The sequence below is a fragment of the Clostridium sp. 10cd* genome, assembly GCF_044336395.1.
Classification (GTDB): domain Bacteria; phylum Bacillota_I; class Bacilli_A; order Erysipelotrichales; family Erysipelotrichaceae; genus Clostridium_AQ; species Clostridium_AQ innocuum.
Genome location: NZ_CP172347.1, coordinates 1,003,594 through 1,024,860 on the forward strand (window position 1 = coordinate 1,003,594; position 21,267 = coordinate 1,024,860).

Annotated in this window: 17 protein-coding genes; 12 read left to right on the top strand and 5 right to left on the bottom strand. The window is 48.3% G+C overall.

What is annotated here, in order from left to right:
• Nucleotides 1-64: 64 nt before the first annotated feature.
• Nucleotides 65-1,249: a collagen-like protein gene (locus tag ACG3M1_RS05000; protein ID WP_008819573.1), complete on the bottom strand. Its 1,185-nt coding sequence runs from the start codon at nucleotides 1,247-1,249 to the stop codon at nucleotides 65-67.
• 413 nt (nucleotides 1,250-1,662) lie between these two features.
• The gene (locus ACG3M1_RS05005; protein WP_008819574.1) at nucleotides 1,663-2,016 is read right to left on the bottom strand and encodes a MerR family transcriptional regulator; all 354 of its coding nucleotides are present in this window, start codon (nucleotides 2,014-2,016) and stop codon (nucleotides 1,663-1,665) included.
• A 313-nt stretch (nucleotides 2,017-2,329) separates the two neighbouring features.
• Here ACG3M1_RS05005 and ACG3M1_RS05010 point away from each other — a divergent pair, with 313 nt between their 5' ends.
• The 5 genes from ACG3M1_RS05010 to ACG3M1_RS05030 all read left to right on the top strand — a co-directional run bounded on the left by ACG3M1_RS05010 (nucleotide 2,330) and on the right by ACG3M1_RS05030 (nucleotide 7,330).
• Nucleotides 2,330-3,079, top strand: coding sequence for an N-acetylmannosamine-6-phosphate 2-epimerase (locus tag ACG3M1_RS05010; RefSeq protein ID WP_002607903.1), 750 nt, complete (start codon nucleotides 2,330-2,332; stop codon nucleotides 3,077-3,079).
• 32 nt (nucleotides 3,080-3,111) lie between these two features.
• Nucleotides 3,112-5,382: a pyruvate formate lyase family protein gene (locus tag ACG3M1_RS05015; RefSeq protein WP_008819575.1), complete on the top strand. Its 2,271-nt coding sequence runs from the start codon at nucleotides 3,112-3,114 to the stop codon at nucleotides 5,380-5,382.
• The gene (locus ACG3M1_RS05020) at nucleotides 5,375-6,271 is read left to right on the top strand and encodes a glycyl-radical enzyme activating protein (RefSeq protein WP_008819576.1); all 897 of its coding nucleotides are present in this window, start codon (nucleotides 5,375-5,377) and stop codon (nucleotides 6,269-6,271) included. Before ACG3M1_RS05015 ends, ACG3M1_RS05020 begins: the two co-directional genes overlap by 8 nt.
• Before the next feature lie 224 nt (nucleotides 6,272-6,495).
• Complete coding sequence (locus ACG3M1_RS05025; RefSeq protein ID WP_008819577.1) at nucleotides 6,496-6,915, top strand: C-GCAxxG-C-C family (seleno)protein; 420 nt, start codon at nucleotides 6,496-6,498, stop codon at nucleotides 6,913-6,915.
• Between the two features lie 211 nt (nucleotides 6,916-7,126).
• The gene (locus ACG3M1_RS05030) at nucleotides 7,127-7,330 is read left to right on the top strand and encodes a hypothetical protein (protein WP_008819578.1); all 204 of its coding nucleotides are present in this window, start codon (nucleotides 7,127-7,129) and stop codon (nucleotides 7,328-7,330) included.
• 335 nt (nucleotides 7,331-7,665) lie between these two features.
• Here the strand turns inward: ACG3M1_RS05030 and ACG3M1_RS05035 are convergent, their stop codons facing one another.
• Nucleotides 7,666-8,076 (bottom strand): HTH domain-containing protein, encoded by a 411-nt coding sequence (locus tag ACG3M1_RS05035; protein ID WP_008819579.1) that lies wholly within the window; start codon nucleotides 8,074-8,076, stop codon nucleotides 7,666-7,668.
• 758 nt (nucleotides 8,077-8,834) lie between these two features.
• On the opposite strand from ACG3M1_RS05035, the gene ACG3M1_RS05040 reads away from it, so the two are divergent.
• The 7 genes from ACG3M1_RS05040 to ACG3M1_RS05070 all read left to right on the top strand — a co-directional run bounded on the left by ACG3M1_RS05040 (nucleotide 8,835) and on the right by ACG3M1_RS05070 (nucleotide 17,485).
• Nucleotides 8,835-9,755 (top strand): PD-(D/E)XK nuclease family transposase, encoded by a 921-nt coding sequence (locus ACG3M1_RS05040; RefSeq protein ID WP_035303337.1) that lies wholly within the window; start codon nucleotides 8,835-8,837, stop codon nucleotides 9,753-9,755.
• 381 nt (nucleotides 9,756-10,136) lie between these two features.
• Nucleotides 10,137-10,805 carry a response regulator transcription factor gene (locus ACG3M1_RS05045; RefSeq protein WP_008819581.1) on the top strand — a complete coding sequence of 223 codons (669 nt, stop codon included), beginning with the start codon at nucleotides 10,137-10,139 and terminating at the stop codon, nucleotides 10,803-10,805.
• Nucleotides 10,789-12,213, top strand: a complete 1,425-nt coding sequence (locus ACG3M1_RS05050) for a sensor histidine kinase (RefSeq protein WP_008819582.1) — start codon at nucleotides 10,789-10,791, stop codon at nucleotides 12,211-12,213. The genes ACG3M1_RS05045 and ACG3M1_RS05050 overlap by 17 nt, the downstream gene beginning before the upstream one ends.
• A complete protein-coding gene (locus ACG3M1_RS05055; RefSeq protein ID WP_009588066.1) occupies nucleotides 12,203-12,964 on the top strand; it encodes a hypothetical protein in 762 nt (253 codons plus the stop codon). Before ACG3M1_RS05050 ends, ACG3M1_RS05055 begins: the two co-directional genes overlap by 11 nt.
• Nucleotides 12,965-13,099: 135 nt before the next feature.
• On the top strand, nucleotides 13,100-14,413 hold the full coding sequence (locus ACG3M1_RS05060; RefSeq protein WP_009588073.1) for a hypothetical protein: 1,314 nt from the start codon (nucleotides 13,100-13,102) through the stop codon (nucleotides 14,411-14,413).
• Nucleotides 14,414-14,417: 4 nt separating this feature from the next.
• A complete protein-coding gene (locus ACG3M1_RS05065; RefSeq protein ID WP_008819585.1) occupies nucleotides 14,418-15,143 on the top strand; it encodes an ABC transporter ATP-binding protein in 726 nt (241 codons plus the stop codon).
• Complete coding sequence (locus ACG3M1_RS05070; RefSeq protein ID WP_009269656.1) at nucleotides 15,137-17,485, top strand: ABC transporter permease; 2,349 nt, start codon at nucleotides 15,137-15,139, stop codon at nucleotides 17,483-17,485. Before ACG3M1_RS05065 ends, ACG3M1_RS05070 begins: the two co-directional genes overlap by 7 nt.
• Before the next feature lie 68 nt (nucleotides 17,486-17,553).
• Here the strand turns inward: ACG3M1_RS05070 and ACG3M1_RS05075 are convergent, their stop codons facing one another.
• Together ACG3M1_RS05075 and ACG3M1_RS05080 are read right to left on the bottom strand one after the other, a co-directional pair.
• Nucleotides 17,554-19,179: a BclA C-terminal domain-containing protein gene (locus ACG3M1_RS05075; protein WP_395814975.1), complete on the bottom strand. Its 1,626-nt coding sequence runs from the start codon at nucleotides 19,177-19,179 to the stop codon at nucleotides 17,554-17,556.
• Between the two features lie 175 nt (nucleotides 19,180-19,354).
• Nucleotides 19,355-21,082 carry an exosporium glycoprotein BclB-related protein gene (locus ACG3M1_RS05080; RefSeq protein ID WP_008819588.1) on the bottom strand — a complete coding sequence of 576 codons (1,728 nt, stop codon included), beginning with the start codon at nucleotides 21,080-21,082 and terminating at the stop codon, nucleotides 19,355-19,357.
• Nucleotides 21,083-21,267 lie beyond the last annotated feature (185 nt).

The window sequence follows — 21,267 nt, forward strand, 5'->3', positions numbered from 1 at the left end:
CGCCTTTTTTTATATTTCATAATTTATCACAGAAAGCCTGCATCGATATCTGACTGGTGTCTATTTAACGCTCCAGCTTCACGATGACCAGTGTCAGCTGACCGTCCGTATTTGCTACATTGGAATTGTAATTGACGGTAAACGGGGTTGCCTGTGTCACCTCGATTATGAAATGACTGCTGCCTTCAGCTGTGTTCTGTGGGGAACCTGTTCGTGAATAAATACCAAATTCAATATGCGGTGCTCCGTTGTAGGCCGGGGTTATCTGCATATAGCCGGCTGTAGACAGTATTGTGCTGACCTCCAGTGAAATTTGATAGAAGCCCGGCTGCAGCAGCAGGGAAGTCGTGGAGGTTGATGTGATATTGCCGGTTGTATCCGCAATGCTTTGGTATAACGGCATTGGCTGAGCATTTTCAAAGGCTCTTGCAAAATCAGCAAAGCTGGCAAAGGATTGTGTTTCAATACCGCGTGGTCCGGTTGCTCCGGTAGCCCCAATCGGACCTGTGCTTCCGGTTGGTCCTGTTGGACCGATTGCTCCATCCGCCCCGGTTGGCCCTGTTGCACCTCTTAATCCGGTAGGTCCCGTCGGTCCCTGCAATCCTCTAAGTCCCTGTGGCCCGGTCGCACCCGTTGTTCCTGTCGCTCCGGTTGCACCATCTGCCCCTGTATTCCCGGTAGCCCCGCGTGGTCCGGTAGCCCCTGTTGCTCCGGTCATGCCGGTTGCTCCGGTCGCACCCGTCGGTCCATCTCTTCCATCTAAACCGGTTGGTCCGATGTTTCCCGTCGGCCCTGTGACACCGGGGGTTCCGGTAGGTCCCGTTGGTCCGATCAATCCCTGTGGTCCGGGACTTCCGGCAGGTCCTGTTGCACCCGTCGGTCCGGTAGCGCCATTTTCACCTGTTGCCCCTGTTGCCCCTGTGATGCCGGAGGCTCCGGTATTTCCTGTAGCACCTGTTGCTCCCCGCGGCCCTGTTGGCCCCGTAGCTCCATCTGCACCGGTATTTCCCGTAGCTCCGGTAGGCCCTGTCGGTCCGGTTACTCCAATGCCCGGCCCTGTCGGTCCCATAGGTCCTGTCGGACCTGCAGGCCCGCGAAAGCCCCTTGGACCTCTCGGCCCCGGACAACATGTATGAGGATAGGGTTCACAGCAGGTATCTGTTGGAATGTCCTCTTGCAGAGCATGCTCATCCTCACACACTGCATAGTTGTCTGTATAATCGTCATAATATTCATCCTGATATGTCATCTTTTCACCTCATCCTGTCGGATTTCAAATACTTCCTTATCCGTTTTATCCTATGTGTACAGGGACATTCTGCACATGGCAAATGCCCAGCAGTGAAGACGGTACCAGGAAAAGTGCGGATAAAAGCTGTTGGAAATACACTTTCACCGGATATGACCTGCTGTTGTGAAGATCCCATGTCCGATATCCCACACCGCAGAATCAAAGCACAGAGCACCCCTTCTGTTTCGTGGGGAACAAAATGGAAAAAGACACAATGCTTTATATTACAATTCCAGCAAAATATATTCTGAAAGGAAATGAATGAGAAAGCGTATAAAAGGCAGGTGAGGAAGATCGAACCGGCACCTGCCCTCTATGTACATAACTGCTTGTAACGCTTGCGCTCACTTGGGGAGATATCACGTCCTCAGCTATTTCTCCGCTCTTGCAAGCTTGTCCTCATAGCCTTCGATTTTCGTATCCAGCCGCTTCAGGGTAGCCTGCATTTCCAGCACCCTTTTTTTCAGCAGGGTACGCTGTTCCTTCAAAATATCCAGCCGTGCCTGTGTGGAGGCATCTCCCTGCTGAAACAGCTCCAAAGCTTCAGTCGGCAGTCCCGCACTACGCATGCATTTGATGAACGCAATCCATCCCAAATCCTTTACACCGTAATCACGGATGCCGCCGCAAGTCCGCGAAGCAGCAGGAAGCAGTCCGATTCTTTCATAATAGCGAAGCGTATCTGCGGAAATTTCAAACATACGGCTTACTTCGGCAATTGTCATGATTGTACCTCCTCTATAAAGTATGTATCTGTTAACATATCACACGAAGAACCAGTGACTAGCAATACCATGGTCTATGAATAACCATCAGCTTCACTAAATCACCTGGAGCATGCTTTAAGTCAATATAATTATTGCAGTGTTGCGAAAACTTCTAAAGAATAAAGAGTTACATAATATAAATTTTAAAAATATCACAGATTATGAATCAATATGAATCAAAATAAATTAAAATGATATAAAAAGATTGACATCCTTTCTACATACTTCTATAATAAAATTGTAAGAAGGACACAGAAAAGGAGAACATGGAATGAAAACTACTGATCCTAAGAAAAGAGCACTGCTGGACGGTCTGAAAGACGGTCTGATCGTATCCTGTCAGGTACAGAAGGATGACCCTATCTATACCGATGACATCGTAGTAAAAATGGCGGAGGCAGCCAAATGGGCAGGAGCTGTGGCAATCCGCGCGAATTCTCCGGAACAGATCAAGGCAATTAAGGATAAGGTTGATTTGCCGATGATCGGTTTATGGAAAATCTGGCATGACGATACAGATGTTTTTATCACACCGACGATGGATGCCGCAAGAGCTGTGTGGGAGGCAGGAGCGGAAATCATCGCTCTGGACTGTACATCACAGATTACACATGAAAACACACAGGCATGGGATTTGATCAAAACCGTGAAACAGGAAATTCCGGAAGCTATTATCTTTGCGGATGTTTCCAACATGGAGGAAGCAGCACGCGCTGTGGAAAACGGTGCGGATATCGTTGCACCGACGCTGTACGGCTATACAAAGGAAACAGAGCATATCGAGGGTGCGGATTACCGTATGTTTGCGGAGATGTGCCGTACCTTCCGCGATGAAGCATTCGTCATGATGGAGGGACATATCTATACGCCGGAGGATGCGATGAAGTGCATTTATCTGGGGGCGCATTCTGTTGTCGTAGGAAGTGCCATCACCCGTCCGCATCTGACTGCAAAGCGTTTTGTCGATCTGCTTGGCGGCTATCAGGATAATTGGAGAGATGCAGAAAAGGCAAAGCACTGATCTCATGATATAAGAAAGGAAGGCACAGGAGTATGAAAAAGAAAATCAGTATTGACGGCGCGCAGAATGTTGAGGTATCCAAACCGATTCCGTGCGAAAAATCACCACAGGAACAGCTTGCCATCATGGAGGCCTATACACAGGCTCACAGGGATAGTGCCGCTCTGGATAAGGCAGAACGTGAACTTCGCTGCCTGCGTACTATTTTTCCTGCTCTGTTTCGAAGCATAGAGGATGATGATCTGCTGGCCGGACGTCTGGATTTTCTGCCGATTGGCTTTGGCAGTGTGACCAGCATCGGCGGTGTTTCCCATTACTGTGTTTTCCATAAGCTGCGCTCGTTTAAGGAACAGCTCGACAGCGAGGAAGAAAAGGCCAGAGTGGATGCTCTGTATGCCTATTGGGAGGAGCATGACACCAAGGCGATATATTGTGCAGATGTTTTGAATGAGTCCACCATCGGCCGCTTTATCGATTGCTCCTATCCGCTGATGGCAACTGCACGCTTATCCGGTATGATGCTGAATTACAAAAAGCTCATGGCATATGGACTGGAGGGGCTGAAAACGCTGATCCGTTCACAGAAGCCCAATACCTTTTTAAACAGCTGTGTGGAAAGCTTAACGCTGCTGCAGGAGGTTATCGACCGTCAGATTGAGCTGGTGCGGGAAGCAAAGCTGGATGCTGCGCGCAGCCGATTGCAGGACCTGGAGCTGATGGAACGCGATCTTGCGGTTATCCGCACACAGAAGCCTGCAACCTTTCATCAGGCGCTGCAGCTGTTCTGGATCTATGCCTTAGTGGCAGGGGTTATCAATTACGGTCGCATGGATGATGTGCTGGGGCCGTATCTGCAGCGTGATCTGGAGGACGGTCTGATTACGGAGGAGGAAGCGTACCGGTATCTGAAGTCTCTGTGGAAAATGATTGAGAACCGCCGTACAACGGTAAATGGACGTATCATCGTCGGCGGAGAAGGAAGAGAGCATCCAGAGGAAGGCGATACCTTTGCGCGTATCTGCCTGCGTGTCTGTCGGGATACCCGCTACGTGGAGCCGCAGTTTACCCTGCGCTTCAGTAAAAATACCCCGGCGGATATCATGGATATGGCATATGACTGCATCGGATCCGGTGCAACCTATCCGACGCTGTACAATGATGATGTCAATATTGAGGCAGTCATGTACGGCATGCGTGTATCCCGTGAGATAGCGGAGCAGTATGTTCCCTTCGGCTGTGGAGAATTCGTGATTCAGGGAAAAAGCGTCGGTACACCGAATACCCTTTTAAACCTGTTGAAGCTTCTCAATATCACCTTAAATGCAGGGATTGATCCAATGGATGGCAAGGCGAAAAACGGTCCGGTTTCCATACCGGAGTGCAGTGCGTTTACCACCTTTGATGAACTGTATGATACCTATAAGGAGCTGCTGGATTATTATTTTGACCTCAGTGTGGAGGCACAGAAGCATTCCTATGAGGTGATGAATCAGGAGGCAAGCTTTCTGTTTACCTCAATCCTGATGGATGACTGTATCACCCGTGGAAGGGCATTGCTTGACGGTGGTGTACAGATTCTGGGCGGTACCAATGAAACCTATGGAAACATCAATGCCAGTGATGCTCTGTATGCGATCCGTAAGCTGGTATATGAGGATAAGGTATACACACTACAACAGCTGCATGAGGCACAGCTCGCAGATTTTGAAGGCTATGAGCAGCTGCGAAAAGACCTGCTGCATGCAGATAAATATGGAAATGACAAGCCGGAATGCGATGCACTTGCCAATGATTTATACGAGTTTGTCGCTAAGGGAATACGGCAGCGGGGCATTGACGCGGGTCTTGGCTATTATCTGATCGTTATTTCCAATAATCAAACGAATACAGACTGGGGTCATCAGACCTTCGCCAGTCTGGATGGACGGAAAACGGGTGTCTTTATGAATCCTGCGAATAATCCGCAGGGCGGTGCCGCAAAGAGCGGACCAACAGCCTGTTTGAATTCCCTAAGCAGATTTCAGGCAAAATATCATGGCGGCAGTGTGCAGAATATCAAATTCACACCGCGCATGTTCAATGAGGATCGGGATAAAATCCGAATCCTGTTTGATACGTATTTTAAGAAGGGCGGCTGCCAGCTGATGGTGACCGTTGTGGATCACGGCGTATTGGAGGATGCGCAGAAGCATCCGGAAAAGTATCCGGATCTGATTGTGCGAGTAGCCGGCTACAGTGCTGTCTTCGTGAATCTTACCAGAGATATTCAGGATGAGCTGCTGAGCAGGATGCTGTATGATTAACGTCACGAATATTGAGCGCTTTGCGACTCATGACGGTCCGGGTATTCGCACAACACTCTTTCTGAAGGGATGTCCACTGTTTTGTCCATGGTGCGCCAATCCGGAGACACAGAGTGTGAAAAGCACAATGTTTCACAATGCCGTGCGCTGTGTTGGCTGCCGGTTGTGTGAGCGGGCATGTCCGCATCAGGCCATCACGTTTGCGCAGGGAAACTTCACGTACAGGGAAGACCGCTGTCAGCGCTGCGGTGCCTGTGAACGGGTGTGTCTGCAGGATGCCATAGCATTTCAGGGAAAGGAAATGACGCTGGAAGCGATTATGGCGGAGCTGTGCAGGGATCGGGACTATTATGAAAACTCCGGCGGCGGTATCACCTTCAGCGGTGGTGAACCGTTTGTTCAGCAGGAAGCATTATGGGAGCTGCTTCGTGCCTGCAAGCAGGAGGGCTTTCATACTGCCGTGGAAACGACCGGTAACTACTCCAGAGATTTGCTGATACGCATGATGCCGCTGATTGATCTTTTTCTATTTGACTTCAAGCATCCGGATGATGCCATTCTGCGTACGGTTACCGGTGCGGATGGAGCTTTGATTAAGGAAAATCTGCGTTATCTTCTCAAGGTGGATCCACAGAAGGTAATTGTACGCATTCCCGTCATACCGGTGTTCAATTATGAAAAAGACACACTGGAATCCGCATTGCGATATCTGAAATCCATTGGTGTCTGCGAGGTGAATCTTCTCCCGTACCATACACTGGGAAAGGTGAAATACGAAAAGATGGGAAAACCGTATACCTTATCGAATAAAATGCTGCAGAAAGAGGATCTGATGTGTTATCTGGAATATGCCCGACAGCTCGGTATGCAGGCGAATATCGGCGGATAGGGGTGCAGTTCTGCAAAAGCACACGGCACATCATGATGCAACGCGAATACTGCCGGAGCAATCCGGCAGTTTTTCACAGAAGAATGTGACAGAAGATAAATTCAAGAGTGTGACAGAATGACAGAAGATAAATTCAGACAGAATGTGACAGAAGATAAATTCATGGTTTTCTTCAAAAGAAACTTTTGGTATACTGAATACGTGAAAGAGAAAGAGGGTTCGATATGTTAGCAGAAACAGCAGTGAAATATTATCATATGGGATACAACTGTGCGGAAAGCATCATTCGCGCAGGCAATGAGGTATATGGTCTTGACCTGCATGACAGGGATATGAAGATGACAGCAGCCTTTGGCGGTGGCTTTCAGATTGGAGATGTATGCGGTGCCCTGTGCGGCGCAGCCTGTGTAGTTTCCGCACGCTATGTGGAAACAAAGGCACACGACTGTTCTTTTCTTCGAACACTGACGCAGAAGCTGGTCATAGCATTTCAAAATAAAATGGGTTCTCGTCTTTGTGCGAAGATTAAACCGGTGTATCACAGCAAGGAAAAGAAATGTGAGCATACGGTGGAAACTGCCGCAGCCATTCTGGAGGAGGTCATCCGGGAATGGGATGAGGAAAGAAAAGGCATACAGGGATAGTAAGGTGTCTTTTCCGCTTTAAGGTATCCTCATAAAATCCGCTTAATCAAAAGAATCAGGCGCATCGGCTGATCAATGTGCTTGATCTTTTACTGTTTCTAAGTATGCAGTCCTCTTCCTTTGAACAGGAATCGGATGAAGGAGAAGCTGTTTGCATTTTCCTTGTCTTTTTTTAATATTGCGCATATCCTGAATATAGGAGATGATGCTTATGAAGGAAGGAACTCTGGTATATTACCTGGATGAGGGGCAGATTCATGATGGACATGTAATTGATGTGGAAACCAAACAAAACGGTTTCGTGTTCAGCATTGACAGCTATGGAGAATGCGGTGGTTTCTGCCGTATTGATTCTGCACAGATCAACCACACGGTGTTTGAGGATGTTGAGGAAGCGAAAAAGCACGTAAGATAACATGCAGCTGTTGTACAGCCTGTCACAGACTATAGAGGGATACATACGCAGTAATGGAAACGCTGTGAGGTGGTGTTGACCTCCTATGATATCCATATACCTGTCTCAGCTGCTTCCTATGGGGTTGTTCCGGCTAGTCTGATTGAAAAATTCTTGTCGTATGCGGAAAGTCTACAGCTGTGCCATGTTTTCCATGTCCGCAGTGCGGTATCATAAAGAAAAGCATACCGACGGATGGATACTTTCTCACACTTAGGACAGCATAAAAAAATCAACCTGTGTATATTCCTTGCGGTTGATTTTTTTTGGTTCATCCTTTGCAGTAGGGAAAACAGCTATTTCCTGCCTGTCTGCTTCAATGCTTGCATGGTTTCATCAAAGGGACAGATCATATTACTCAGTCTGCTGATTTGCGCGGCCAGTGTGTATTTTGTGGAAAGGGGAATCTCCCCGCCCTTTTGAAATGATGCAAGCTGCTCCTTTTGCACTCCTGCCGCCGCAGCTACAAAGGATAGCGGCAGCTTATATTTTTCTACCAGAACATTCAGCAGTGCCTTCACAATATCGTCATTATCCACCCTCCATGCAGGAAGGGTGATGAAATTGGATACAAACGAACAGATCAGTGCCTGTTCCTGCTCTGTATGCTCCTTTACGTTTACACTGATTCCCATTGCCTGCAAAACAGCTTTCATATCAATGCCGCTTACCTCTTCCGCAGTTTGCAGGATGTCAAATAATTCCATATTATAAGCCTCGCTTTCGTAATGCTTCCGTATGCAAGTATGTGCAGGATAAACAGATATATCCGGCAGCATACCTCTGAACGCAGTTATCTACAGTTTAGCGCAATAGACAATAAAAATGAAGTAAAAAATACCATCGGTTTCTTAAGGTATGTTAATCGGTGACAGGAAGTATACGGCGGTTTAAACCAGACTTTAGAAGGACTTACAAAAACGGCATTGCAGAGAGATGAGGAAGACTGTACACAATTGCCGCATCCCTGCATTTATATCTGCCGGTAAGGCGTTGAAAGCATATAGCTTTCAATGAAAAATACCGGGCTAATAATCTGCCAGTCCATATCTAATATATCACAAAGGAGGCTGTTTGATCATATCCGCTTCATTTGTAAAATTGTGTTTTGTGATGAGTGCCACGATAATCAAAATCGAACTTATAGCGAATATAGCCTGATAAACATCGGTATCAAATGCTTCAAATACAATCCCGTAGCTGATGATAGTTTCTACGATATGTTGCTTTTGCGTGCGCTTTGTGAAGGGTTGTAGCTCTTCACCGACTATGGATACCTGTGAAGGGGAAAACCGTATAGCAGATCGACAGGGGAATGCTTTAAAGACAATGCGAATATGATAAAATCCCTTTTAACGTGAAAAATAGAAAAAGTTATCAAAGATTTGCGGATTTTTTAGGAATTTGACAGATTCCATACGTATAGAAGGGGGTAAGGAGCCCTTACAGAATGGAGGACATAAAAATGTCAAATGCAAGGAATCAACTCAACTACAGTAACGATCTATTTTTTAAGTACACCCTTTCCCGTGAGGATGAAGGCTCTGTGTACGCCCGCAACACCATCATTGAGCGTGTTACCGGAATCAGGGTAAAGGAAAGCACCGTACTCAATCCCAACCTGGATCCGGGCATCATCGGAAAGAAGCGCATCATTCTGGATGTGCATGTAAAGGATGAACAAAATCGTCATTTCAATATCGAGATGCAGACGACCTGTAAGGGAATAGCGGAAATGATGCGCTTTGAATTTTACGGTGCCAGAGCGTTGAACAATCAGCTGAAAAGCGGTGAGTTTTATGATCAATTAAAGCCGGTTTATCAAATTATCTTCATTGATGAGTATGCATGGAACAACAGAAATCTGATCAATCAGTATCAGATGCGTAATGAGCAGGGAGAAGATGAAAGCGGCTATCCGCTCATCCTTCGCACCTTTGTTCATATGCCGGCAATCAATGACATCGTAAAGGAGAAGGAAATGCAGAGGCTGAATGACTTTGAACAGTTGGTGTATCTGTTTGAAAATAATGAAAAAAATGATATACTGAAGTCAAAGGAAAGGTTGGTGAGGGTATTCATGAACAAGTATGAGGAAATGCAGAAGGATGATGAGCTGTGGTCAACGGCTATGGCGATTCAAATGGGAGAGGCACGTTACCGCAACGGCTTGCGTGACAGCTTTGACGAGGGAAAAGCTGCCGGAAAAATGGAAGGAGAGAGGCAGCTCTTACACAGACAGATGCAAATCAAGTTTCATGAGGATTGCGCAACGTGGCTGCAGGCATTAACTGAGGAGCAAATGCAGATTGTGTCCACTTTACTACTGGAATGTGATACCTTTGAGTCACTCAGAAAACGATTACATAAATCTGACAAGAAATAAGCTGTCTGTAATTCCAGAATAAAATACTTAGAACACAACAGAAAAGCCATCCTGTATAGAAAAGGGATGACTTTTCTTTTCAGGTTCTTCGGTAATCAGCGTTATCTCTGTATACAGGGCTGTAGGTAATGTTTTACCATTTGCTATGCCTTTTCCTGCATGAAGGTGTGCTGATGAATGGCAATACTGTTTAAGATACACTGTAGTGATCGCTATTTGTATTTTTAAGTTGATAAGTACTTCATGGAAGCTGTACGGAATGGTTGTGAACTACCGCCAGCTAAAGAGCAAGCGGCTTCTAATAAAGTATGGTAAAATAAAAGTTGACAGGATACAATTTGGATACAAAAATTATGTATCATACAGAAAAGAGGTGATAGCATGCGGCTTCTGATTGTTGAGGATGAACGGGCCATCGCAGAGGTGATGATGCTGAATCTGAAAAGAGTCGGCTATGAATGCGAGTATGCGCAGGATGGGGAAATGGGGGCAGCAATGGTGGAGAAACAAAGCTATGATCTGGTTCTGCTGGATATCATGCTTCCGAAAATCAATGGCTATGAACTGATGGAATATCTTGCACAGCTGCAGATTCCGGTAATTTTTATCACGGCAAAGGGCAGTGTGCAGGACCGCGTAAAGGGTCTGCATATGGGAGCGGATGATTATCTGGTGAAACCGTTTGCGGTGGATGAGCTTACGGCAAGAGTGGAAAGTGTGCTGCGCCGTTATCATAAAAGTATGCAGGATATCCATGTACTGGATGTCACGATTCATACAGCGACCCGTTTGGTGGAAAAGGAGAACCGCACCATCGCTTTGACAAAAAAAGAATATGAGCTGCTGCTGTATCTGGTTCAAAATAAAAATATCGCACTGTATCGCGATACGATGTATGAAAAGGTCTGGCATGAGGAGGAGTTTGAACAGACACGCACCCTGGATTTGCATATACAGCGTCTACGCAAGAAGCTGGACTGGCACAGGGTGATTCAGACCGTGTATAAAATCGGTTATATGCTGGAGGTGAAGGATGAAGTTCAGCGATAAGCTCACACTGAGCAGCACTGCAGTTATCGCGATTCTGTTTTCCACCGGCGCAACCTTTATGATGGTACAGAATCATGACCACCTTTTGCAATCCTATATATCCCGCAATATGCAGACGCACGATCTGGAATCCTTTTCTCTGGAATCCAAGCTGACACAGGATGCCACATCCAATCTGACCTCCTTTGGGAGTGATGAAAAGGCAATAAGAAGCCGCTCAATGTATTATCTTCAGCAGGTTGCCAGTCATATGAACCAGCCGCAAACCCAGTATGCTTTGCTGGATACAAAGCATACCGTGCTGTATGCGACAGGGGAGAAAAAGCTGTTTGAAGAGCATTCGCTGAATGATCCGCAGACCTATCGCATTGTCTCCTATAACAATTCCCGTATCATGCTGGTCAGCAGTCAGATCACCGTTGGGAAATTCACCTATCTTTTGGAAAGCGGTTATGATATCACATCCTGCTTTCAGGAGCGAAACCGGCAGTTTCAAACCTTTTTTCTCACACTGCTGTGCGTCCTGCTGTTCTCCTTTCTGCTGCTGAAGCGGCTGTCCGTCTATCTCAGCAAACCGATTCTGAAGCTGCATGAGGCAAGCCGCCGCATCGCATCCGGAAATTATGAGAAACGCACCAGTATCCAGAGTGATGATGAAATCGGAGAGCTGAGCCGCAGCTTTGATGAGATGGCAAAAGCGACCCAGCAGACCATTCAACAGCTGGAGGTAAACCTTGCACAGCGGGAGGATTTTATGAGCAATTTTGCCCATGAAATCAAGACACCGATGACGGCGATTCTCGGGTTTGCGGACACCTTGCGCACGTATGACTGTGATGTGGACACAAGGAAAAAATGTGCGGATTATATTTATACAGAGGGCAAGCGTCTGGAAAAACTGTCCTATACCCTAATGGATCTTCTATCCCTGAGCGGGAAGGACATACAGCTGCAGCCCGTTTCTATTGCCAGTGTGGTGAAGCAGCTGCGCCAATATTACGATGCTGTTTCCATTACGGATCGGCTTTGCTTCCATTGTGCTTCCTGTACGGTGTATGCGTTGGAGGAGCTGCTCTTCAGTGCCCTGCGCAATCTGATCGATAATGCCATCAAGGCATCCGACGCCGCTCAGGAAATACTCGTAAAGGGAGAGCTGTGCGGGAAGAGCTATCGCATATCGGTAACGGATCATGGAATCGGTATGCGGGAAGAGGATATCCAGCAGGCATCCCAGCCGTTTTATATGGCGGATAAGTCAAGAGCCCGGCAACAGGGCGGTGCAGGTCTTGGCCTGAGTATCGTCAAGCGAATCTGCGATCTGCATGGCAGTCCCCTGCTGATTACCAGTAAACTGCATGAGGGAACGGTTGTTGCGATGCTGCTGGAGGTGGTCGATCATGAAAACTAGAATTGCATTTGCCTTGTGTCTGGGCGTTTGCAGTCTGTCTGTATTGCTGCCGCTGGGTATCTTTTACATCCAGGACAGCGTTGCAGTGGATAAGGATATCGTGTGGCAGTCATCCACGGAGGATATCGCCAAAAACTATCCGGTTGTCTCCAGAGTATATGCCAATTTCTATCAGGGTAATGAAACCATGATGGATAATGAAAGCTTTCATCTGTCCGATATGAGTGCCTATACAGAGAAGCAGCAGAGTCAGCTTACAGAGGTGAAAAAGAAATATAGCAGGGAGCTGAATCAGCTGCTTGCACAGGGAATCTTTCCCTATGAGCTGCTGGATTTGAAGAAGGGGGAGCCCTTTTCCGTCGAATTCGGCACTTTGTCCCAAATGAGTGAAAAAAGCGGTGCCTGGCAGCTGAATCAGGTATACCGCCTAAATACAGCGAATGATAATATCGGGGATTTCACACTGGACAAGCAGACCGAGAAGATTTTGAATCTTGAATTTTACAGGTATGAAGTAAAGCAGTACAGCGAACAGGAGCGTAAGGAATTCGCCTGGAATATGATTCAGTATCTGGGTCTTGATTCCCTAAAGGACTGGACCTATACCAGATATGGCTATGAATCCTATCAGGCGAAGGTACAGGTGTATTGCGAGGTGGAGGATTTAGAGGATTCCTCACGATTTACGATGGGAATCACACCATTGGGGCAGCATACCTCTACGACATTGTATAATTATATACAGCATTGAGAACGCTGAATATCGGCGTTTTTTTCTATTGTTTTTTGTCAACGCTGCATCGTATTAACAGTGAACAAAAGATACTCGCAGAATATACAACTGTGATACAACCGGATGCTAAAGTAGCAGCAAGGAGATGATATAATGAAAAAACTATGCATGCTGCTTTGCTGTATTACACTGCTTGCAGGCTGTGTAAGCAGGGAACAAGCCATATCGGATAAAGCTGGCGGTAAATCACAGAAGCAGAGTGCCTCCAATGAAGCGCTGCAGCTAAAGAGATGGTCGTTTCGCTCCCTCAATCAGGGGGATGGAAATGAACAGGGCTTTTACCGTATAAAAACCATCGATAACGGTGGAGGGAACCTGTATTCCAATATCTTATATACCGATTATGAGAATAAGAAAGAAATCTTTTTATGTGATAAGCCGGAGTGCAGACACAATGACACTTCCTGCACCTCATATTATGCAGGTCTGGATATGATTACGCAGCTGATCGTTCAGCAGGACCATGTATATCTGATAGCAAATGAGGATAGTGTTGTTAATGAAAAAAATGAGACTGTAACCGTACCTGCTAGAATTTTACAAATGGATCTGGATGGTAAGAACCGCAAAGAGCTCTGTCAGCTTCCAAGCGGCTATGGCTTCAGCTATGAGGATTGGGCAGTAGCCGGTGATGTGTTGTATGTTCCTGTTGAGAAAACGGAGAATGTGAGTACCGAAGAGGGAGAAATGAGCTCCGCCGTACAGGTGGTCCGTGAAAAAAAGCTGTATGCCATACAACTGAGCAGCGGCGAACAAAAGGTGGTTGCGGATATGAAAAACAAAAGCATTCTGGGGTGTATGGGAAGAAATCTTATCGTCAATGCCTACCGTTATAAAGAAGATCCGGAAGAGCTTTTGGATAAGGGGGATTTTGCAGGCTATGACCGCGCATCACAGCAGGCCGAGATTGCGTATGAACGCGTCAATGTGGATAGCGGAAGGGTGGAAAAAAGCTTTCATACAGATGCGGATACTTTGGGTGTCTTTGTCAACGACAGTATCTATTATACGGATACCGGCGGCATGCTGAAGCAGCTGAATATGAAGGATGGCAAGGTATATGCTCGAAAGCAGCTGGATACATCATCAGCCAGCTTGATGTTCGGAGAGGATGACCATCTGTTCCTGTATCTGGGAGAAAAGGAATATATATACAGCTTGAAGGATGACAGCTTGAAACCGGCTACGCTGCAAATGTCGGATACACAGGAGCCGATCCGCCTGCTTGGAGAATCCAGGGACATGTATTATGTCATCTATGATCAGGTCGGAGAGGTAAAGAAGACATGGGCAGGTACGGATCAGTATGAGGCAAGCAGCTATGCCTACGGATTGATAAAAAAGAAGGACTACTGGAACAACAAGGCGGATTATATACCGGTGGATGTCATTGTGAAAGGGGAATAGCAGCATGCTGGAAATCAAAAATGTAAGTAAATCCTATGCGGATAAAAGGGTGCTGCATCATATCGACCTGCGTCTTTCCCATGGCATCTATGCACTTCTTGGCCCCAACGGTGCCGGAAAATCAACGCTGATGAATATCCTGTGCAATCAGCTGAACTATGAGGAAGGCAGTGTTTTGTACAATGATAAGGATATCCGTGAGCTGAAGCAGGCGTATTATGCGTTGCTCGGGTATGCTCCGCAGCAGCAGGGACTGTATGATGAATTCAGCGGGGAACGGTTTCTGACCTATATGGCTTTGCTGAAAAACATTGACAGAAAGCAGATACGAAAGGAGGTGCTGCGTGTCGCAGAGCTTGTGAATATGCAACAGCACCTCAAGCAGCGCTGCGGTGCATATTCCGGTGGTATGAAGCAGCGTATCCTGGTTGCGCAGGCATTGCTGGGGAGTCCGGAAATTCTGCTGTTCGATGAACCAACGGCAGGCCTGGACCCGAAGGAGCGGGTGTCTCTTCGTCGTGTGTTTGATTCGCTGAAGGAGGAGCATACCCTGCTGATTGCAACCCATGTGGTAAGTGATGTGGAATCCATTGCAGATGAGGTTATCTTTTTAAAGCAGGGCAAGCTGATCGCACAGGGTGGTGTTGATGAGCTGCTGCTTTGCCATCCCGGTATCGCTTCACTGGAGGAGCTGTATCTGCATCTGTTTGCCGGGGAAGCATCATGTTGAAAAATCTGTATGCAATGGAGCTGTATAAGCTGTGGAAAAATAAAAGGTTTCTGCTGTTTCTTTTCCTGCTGCTGTTATGCAATATCGGCTTTCTTTCCTACGAAACATGGGGGCAGCAGGGCGCAGAAACAACAGCCTATCAGAAATTATCCACCCATCTGCAGACCTTATCCAGTGATGAGCGCTTTACGTATCTGCAGGGGCATGCACACGACGTGGAGCTCGCCTTTGTACGTGAACAAATCCGCAATCTGAAAACACAGCACGACCCGCAGGCGGAGATGCGGATTGCAGCCTTGCGCGACCAGTTTCCCGAGCTTGATCAAAGCGGAACTATACCTTCTTTATATACCGGTGATCTGGAAGCGGAAAATGCTTTCTTGCAGCCGATTATAAAACAGGCGGATACGGTGAAGCGGTATGCGGATTTTCTCAAAGAGGTCGAACAGAAGGCAAAAACGATATCCGCTATTTCCATATTTGCAAAGGAAGACAGCTTCTCCATCCGCAATATAGAGAAAAGCAAAGAGGATTATGCGGCAATGCATACAGTATCTATTGATTTTCAGCTGCAGGATGCCTTGCTGAAGGCGTTATCATATCCCATAACCGCTGTACTTGTCATGCTTGCAATTTTTCTATTTGCGACCATGGTATTTCAGCAGGAGAGTCAAAGAAAGCTGCAGCCGATGCTGTATGGGACTTTACGCGGCCGGCATACCTATATGAATACGAAGACAGCTTCCATTGCAGTATCCTCCGCTGTGATTGTTGGCCTGTTTTACGGCAGTAATCTTCTGCTTATGGAGCTTGCGTATGGCGGCATTCACCTGTCTGCTTCCCTGCAATCGCTTGCGGCTTTTCAGCAATCCACGCTGCCGATCAGTATTTTCCAGTTTCTTCTGCTGTTTTTCTTTCTGAAGATATGCATCTGTTTTATTTTCGCTCAGGCAATGCTGCTTCTCTGCACGGTTTTTAAGCATAGGGTAATCAGCTGTCTCAGTATGATTGCCTGTGTTCTGTTATCCTTGTTCATGCATATATTCCTATCTCCGACCGGGACCTTCCGTGTACTGTATTATCTGAATCCGATTCGCCTGTTTCAGGTGATTGAGCTGTTACAGGGCTATGTGAATTTCAATGTGTTTCAACAGCCTGTATCCCTAACATTGCTTTACGGCAGCCTGCTTTTCATTACGGCTGTACTATTGTTCGTGCTGCTGCATATCATGGTGGAGCGCTCTGGTCGCAGCTGTCAGCTTCCGGCATGGATACAGCGTATACATATGCCCGTCACCTGCAGTTTATGGGTACAGGAGTGCTATAAGCTTTTCTGGGTACAGAAAATAGCGCTCGTCCTGCTGGCTTTTGCCGGATTTCAGCTGTACAGCTATTCGCATACGCAGCTGTATACAAGTGAAAAGGAACGGTTGTGGTCCTCTTATATGCAAACGCTGCAGGGGGAGCTGACCAAAGAAAAGGAGCAGTTTCTTCAGAAGGAAAAGACCTATTATGAGGATTTGCACAAACAGGAGGCACGTCTGCAACAGCGTCTTGATCAAAAAGAAATCAGTATGGCGCAGTATCGCCGTCAGGTGGAGCCGATTTCCAACATGCTGTTAAAGGAGGAAACCTTTCAGGAGGTGCTGCAGGAATATGAATATGTAAAGCAGGATTCCTCACGTCAGTTTGTAGCTCCCTTTGGCTATCGGCGACAGTTTTTTGTATCTGATCGCTGGAGTACACTGATCTTTCTCTTCCTGTTTCTGCTGAGTATAGCGAATCTTCAATGCATTGAATATCGCAATAAACGGCAGATTTTGTTACAGACATGCGTGCATGCAAAAAAGGCGCTGGTAAACAGAAAGCTGATACTTGCATTACTATGCGGTACTGCCCTGTTTATCATGGCGCGTCTTCCACAGCTGCTCCTTCATGCAAAAACCTATGGATTTCCATGCATTACAGCGTCGATTACGTCCCTGCAGGAGTTTGCACAGCTGCCAGCCGGTATCCATATTGCAGGCTTTATGATAATGGCGGCAATCCTTCGAATGTGTGCCCTGCTTCCGATTATCATGTTCTGCTTTATGGTTTCTGTCCGTGTCCGTCAGCAGCTGTTTACGCTGTTATCGGCATTGTTGATTTTTTTGTTTCCACTGCTACTGTCTGCCGCCGGTATTCATGTTCTGGATGCGGTGAGTCTGTATCCGCTGCTGTATAATGAAAGCTGTATGACATCTGTTTCCGGAATGTGGAATCTATTGTTTTCCATCCTTGGTTATTTTCTGTTTTCCATTGCATGCTACCGCCTTGCCCGTTCCTTTGAAAAGCATGTATAAGAAAAAACACTTCCCGTTCATAGCTGCATGTAAGCAGAAGGGAGGTGTTTTTCTTTAAGACAGTGCTGCTAGTTTGCCAAAGCATCATCCAGACGCTTCACACTCAGTGTGACGGTAACGCCTGTACTCAGGGTCAGCGTTAAGGCGATAGCCGCACTGACTGCCATATCGATTATATCACCGGCTGATAAGGTTTCAATCACACTGCCGGAATAGATGGACTCTGTTGCGATTGCCAGCAGATGGCGTTCTTCCGTACTCGGTATGGCTGCACCGTTGCGTCGTACAGCAAGGGTAACGGCAGCACCCAGTGAAGCGGAAGCGTTGAACATATAGTTGATTTCATAGACACCGCTGGTAACTATGGTTAATGCATTCACAGGAGCAAGGTCAACATTGGAAGCAGGCATATCCACAGGAAGAGGCAGCTGCTGCTCAGCACCGATTAACAAATTCAGTGTCTGGGCGGAATCATTATACTTACCACCATAGGCAAGTAGACCTCCTCCGCCACCGCCTGGTCCAGTATCCCCGCGCGGGATGATGAAATTCAGCTCGATGCCGTCCGGTGTTTCAACGTAGGACACATCGGCAGGAGTACCCGGTTCGGAGGTTGTCGTAATTCCAACTCTTACGATCGGTGTAGCTCCTGTTTCACCCTGCGGTCCTTGTTCACCCTGTGGTCCGGGTTCTCCCTGCGGCCCTGGTTCCCCCTGTGGGCCTGGATCGCCAATAGGACCTGTCGGTCCGATGGCACCATCGGCCCCTGTAACACCAGTGGTACCTGTAGCACCTGTATTTCCGGGAGCCCCAGTTGGTCCCGTGGCTCCCGTCGGTCCTGTCGGCCCAATATCTCCGGTAGCACCAGTTACACCGGTTGCCCCGGCAGCGCCTGTACTACCGGTAGCTCCCGTCGGTCCTGTCGGCCCAATATCTCCGGTAGCACCAGTTACACCGGTAGCCCCGGCAGCGCCTGTACTACCCGTGGCTCCCGTCGGTCCTGTCGGCCCAATATCTCCGGTAGCACCAGTTACACCGGTTGCCCCGGCAGCGCCTGTACTACCGGTAGCTCCCGTCGGCCCTGTCGGTCCGATATCTCCGGTAGGACCAGTTACACCGGTTGCTCCGGCAGCGCCTGTACTTCCGGTAGCCCCTGTCGGTCCGGCAGGTCCGGTAGGCCCAGTTGCTCCATTTTCACCCGTAGCGCCAATGGCACCCGTCGGTCCGGTATTTCCGTTTGCCCCAGTTGGTCCTGTAGCTCCGATAGGGCCTGTTGCCCCTGTATTTCCAGTAGCACCAGTTGCGCCTGTCGGCCCGGTAGCTCCAACGCCGGGTCCTGTCGGTCCCGTAGCCCCTGTAATTCCGGTATCACCGCGGGGAATAACGAAATCCAGTACATGATTTGGCCCCCCGCTGTCATGTACCTGTGCCGGTGTTCCCGGGTCAGCTGTTGTTGTGGAACGAATGGTTATCGTCTCAGATAATCCGGTAGCGCCCGTAGCGCCGGTGAGACCTGTATTTCCGGTAGCTCCTGTAGCTCCAGTGGCACCTGCTTCTCCTGCCGGACCTCTGAATCCCCGCGGCCCCCGCGGTCCAGGACAGCAGCATACATCATAGTCACCCTGGTCACAGGATGAAGAACTGCATTCATTGCAGCAGTTTTTGTCATCAAAATCATAGTCATCATAATGCATATCGTTCACCTCATTTATGTTAATTCATTTTAGTATATGGCTGAGCTTAAAAATGGGGAATGGTATTGTCCCGGTTCTGATGAAAAGATATGATTTTTTTAAGTATCCGGCAATCAGCTGTTAACTGGTTGTCCGGTTTTATGAAAGAAAAACGATGCGGATGTGCAGTTGTCTATCAGGATATAGCGATTCCTGCGCTGGCATAGCCGGCAACTGTGTTGACAAGGCTCAATCCGGCAGCAGTAGCAGTGAATACAAGCAGCAGTCTGGTCTGGTTTGTAACTGCAATCGATAGACCTGTTGTTGTACCGGAGGATATTGTTCCGATAGCGATTACTCCGGTTATTGCCGGAGCAAGTGTCACAACTGCTCCTGGGACAGCTGTGAAGGAATTGTTTGGTGCTGTAGACTGATAAAGTGTTGCTGTGATTGTTACAGTGGAGCCAACCAGCGACAAAGCGGCAGTGGTTGAGAAAAAAGCAGAAATGGAAGTTATGGTACCTGCTCTTGGCATGGAAAATGCAAAGTTTGTCAGCGTTCCGGCTGCATTGGTCAGGTCAATAACACCACCTACAATGCTGACACCTGGCGCAGAGCTGCCGAAGCCGACAAAGCCCGGTGTACCAACAAGTCCGCCAGCAATCGTTGTTAGTGATAGCGGAATACCGGAGCTGTAAGGAATGATTGCAGAGCTTCCTGCCAGACCGGTAGCTCCGGTTGCTCCAGTGACACCGATTGCGCCATCAGCTCCCGTAGCACCAGTGGCTCCGGTCGGTCCTGTGGCACCATCAGCCCCGGTGTTTCCGGTTGCTCCTGTCGGTCCCGTTGCTCCGGTCAAACCGGTACTTCCCGTAGCGCCTGTCGGTCCGGTAGGCCCGGCAGCACCATCCGGTCCGGTATTTCCCGTGGCACCAGTTGGTCCCGTAGCACCGTCAGCCCCGGTGTTTCCCATAGCCCCGGTCGGTCCCGTAGCACCTGTTAAACCGGTATTTCCTGTAGCACCAGTCGGTCCGGTAGGCCCGGCAGCACCATCGGCTCCGGTATTTCCCGTTGCTCCGGTCGGTCCTGTTACGCCGTCAGCTCCAGTGTTTCCGGTAGCCCCGGTCGGTCCTGTTACCCCTGTGCTTCCGGTTGGTCCAATTCCTCCGGTAGCTCCGGTACTGCCTGTTGACCCGGTCGGTCCGATAGGACCGATTCCACCAGCTGCTCCGGTAATACCGGTAGGCCCGGCAGGTCCCGTTGGTCCGGTAGGCCCCGTGCTTCCCGTCGCACCGGTCGGTCCTGTCGCCCCGGTATTGCCTGTTGGTCCGCTAACGCCGTTGGCTCCGGTGTTACCCATAGGTCCTGTTGGTCCGGTTACACCGTTCGCTCCGGTATTTCCAGTAGCTCCTGTTATGCCGCTGGCACCAGTCGCCCCCGTAGCGCCTGCTGGCCCGATGGGTCCGGTATTTCCCGTAGCTCCGGTTGAGCCTGTGCTTCCGGTCGGACCCGTTGGTCCTGCCGGTATAGTGAACAGCAATGAAGCGCCGGAAGGTGTAAATGTCTCAGTGACACTGGCCTGTGTTCCCGGATCTCCGGTAATGGTTCCCGCAACGGTAATCACAGGTGTCATGCCCGTAGCTCCCGTGTTTCCGGTAGCTCCTGTGCTTCCTGTCGGTCCGGTATTTCCGCGTAATCCTGCCGGTCCTGTATTTCCGGTCGCCCCGGTAGCTCCAGTAGGCCCGGTAGCGCCTACACCCGGTCCAGTCGCCCCGGTAGCCCCTGTTGAACCCGTCGGTCCGGTTGCTCCCCGAAATCCGCGTGGTCCCCGCGGTCCCTGGCAACAGCTGTTACAGTCACAGCTGCAGGGTGAAGCATCCTCGCCATAGCAGTCATCATGGTAATTATAATCATCGTAATGCATATTGCTCACCTCACTTTCTAAAACAGTACAGTATATGTAAGATAAAAATTCGTGTCGTGTTAAAGTCCCGGATTTTATATAAATACATATCCCAAAGCAAAAAAAGCACTCCTTTTTCTAATCTGTCTGAAGTACATCCTACATAGAACGAAAGGATAGCGTCTTCAGACTTTTCATCGGATACT

Bases quoted from the DNA above. Each gene is read 5' to 3' on its own strand.
- ACG3M1_RS05000 (WP_008819573.1), bottom strand. From the start codon at position 1,249: ATGACATATCAGGATGAATATTATGACGATTATACAGACAACTATGCA.
- ACG3M1_RS05005 (WP_008819574.1), bottom strand. From the start codon at position 2,016: ATGACAATTGCCGAAGTAAGCCGTATGTTTGAAATTTCCGCAGATACG.
- ACG3M1_RS05010 (WP_002607903.1), top strand. From the start codon at position 2,330: ATGAAAACTACTGATCCTAAGAAAAGAGCACTGCTGGACGGTCTGAAA.
- ACG3M1_RS05015 (WP_008819575.1), top strand. From the start codon at position 3,112: ATGAAAAAGAAAATCAGTATTGACGGCGCGCAGAATGTTGAGGTATCC.
- ACG3M1_RS05020 (WP_008819576.1), top strand. From the start codon at position 5,375: ATGATTAACGTCACGAATATTGAGCGCTTTGCGACTCATGACGGTCCG.
- ACG3M1_RS05025 (WP_008819577.1), top strand. From the start codon at position 6,496: ATGTTAGCAGAAACAGCAGTGAAATATTATCATATGGGATACAACTGT.
- ACG3M1_RS05030 (WP_008819578.1), top strand. From the start codon at position 7,127: ATGAAGGAAGGAACTCTGGTATATTACCTGGATGAGGGGCAGATTCAT.
- ACG3M1_RS05035 (WP_008819579.1), bottom strand. From the start codon at position 8,076: ATGGAATTATTTGACATCCTGCAAACTGCGGAAGAGGTAAGCGGCATT.
- ACG3M1_RS05040 (WP_035303337.1), top strand. From the start codon at position 8,835: ATGTCAAATGCAAGGAATCAACTCAACTACAGTAACGATCTATTTTTT.
- ACG3M1_RS05045 (WP_008819581.1), top strand. From the start codon at position 10,137: ATGCGGCTTCTGATTGTTGAGGATGAACGGGCCATCGCAGAGGTGATG.
- ACG3M1_RS05050 (WP_008819582.1), top strand. From the start codon at position 10,789: ATGAAGTTCAGCGATAAGCTCACACTGAGCAGCACTGCAGTTATCGCG.
- ACG3M1_RS05055 (WP_009588066.1), top strand. From the start codon at position 12,203: ATGAAAACTAGAATTGCATTTGCCTTGTGTCTGGGCGTTTGCAGTCTG.
- ACG3M1_RS05060 (WP_009588073.1), top strand. From the start codon at position 13,100: ATGAAAAAACTATGCATGCTGCTTTGCTGTATTACACTGCTTGCAGGC.
- ACG3M1_RS05065 (WP_008819585.1), top strand. From the start codon at position 14,418: ATGCTGGAAATCAAAAATGTAAGTAAATCCTATGCGGATAAAAGGGTG.
- ACG3M1_RS05070 (WP_009269656.1), top strand. From the start codon at position 15,137: ATGTTGAAAAATCTGTATGCAATGGAGCTGTATAAGCTGTGGAAAAAT.
- ACG3M1_RS05075 (WP_395814975.1), bottom strand. From the start codon at position 19,179: ATGCATTATGATGACTATGATTTTGATGACAAAAACTGCTGCAATGAA.
- ACG3M1_RS05080 (WP_008819588.1), bottom strand. From the start codon at position 21,082: ATGCATTACGATGATTATAATTACCATGATGACTGCTATGGCGAGGAT.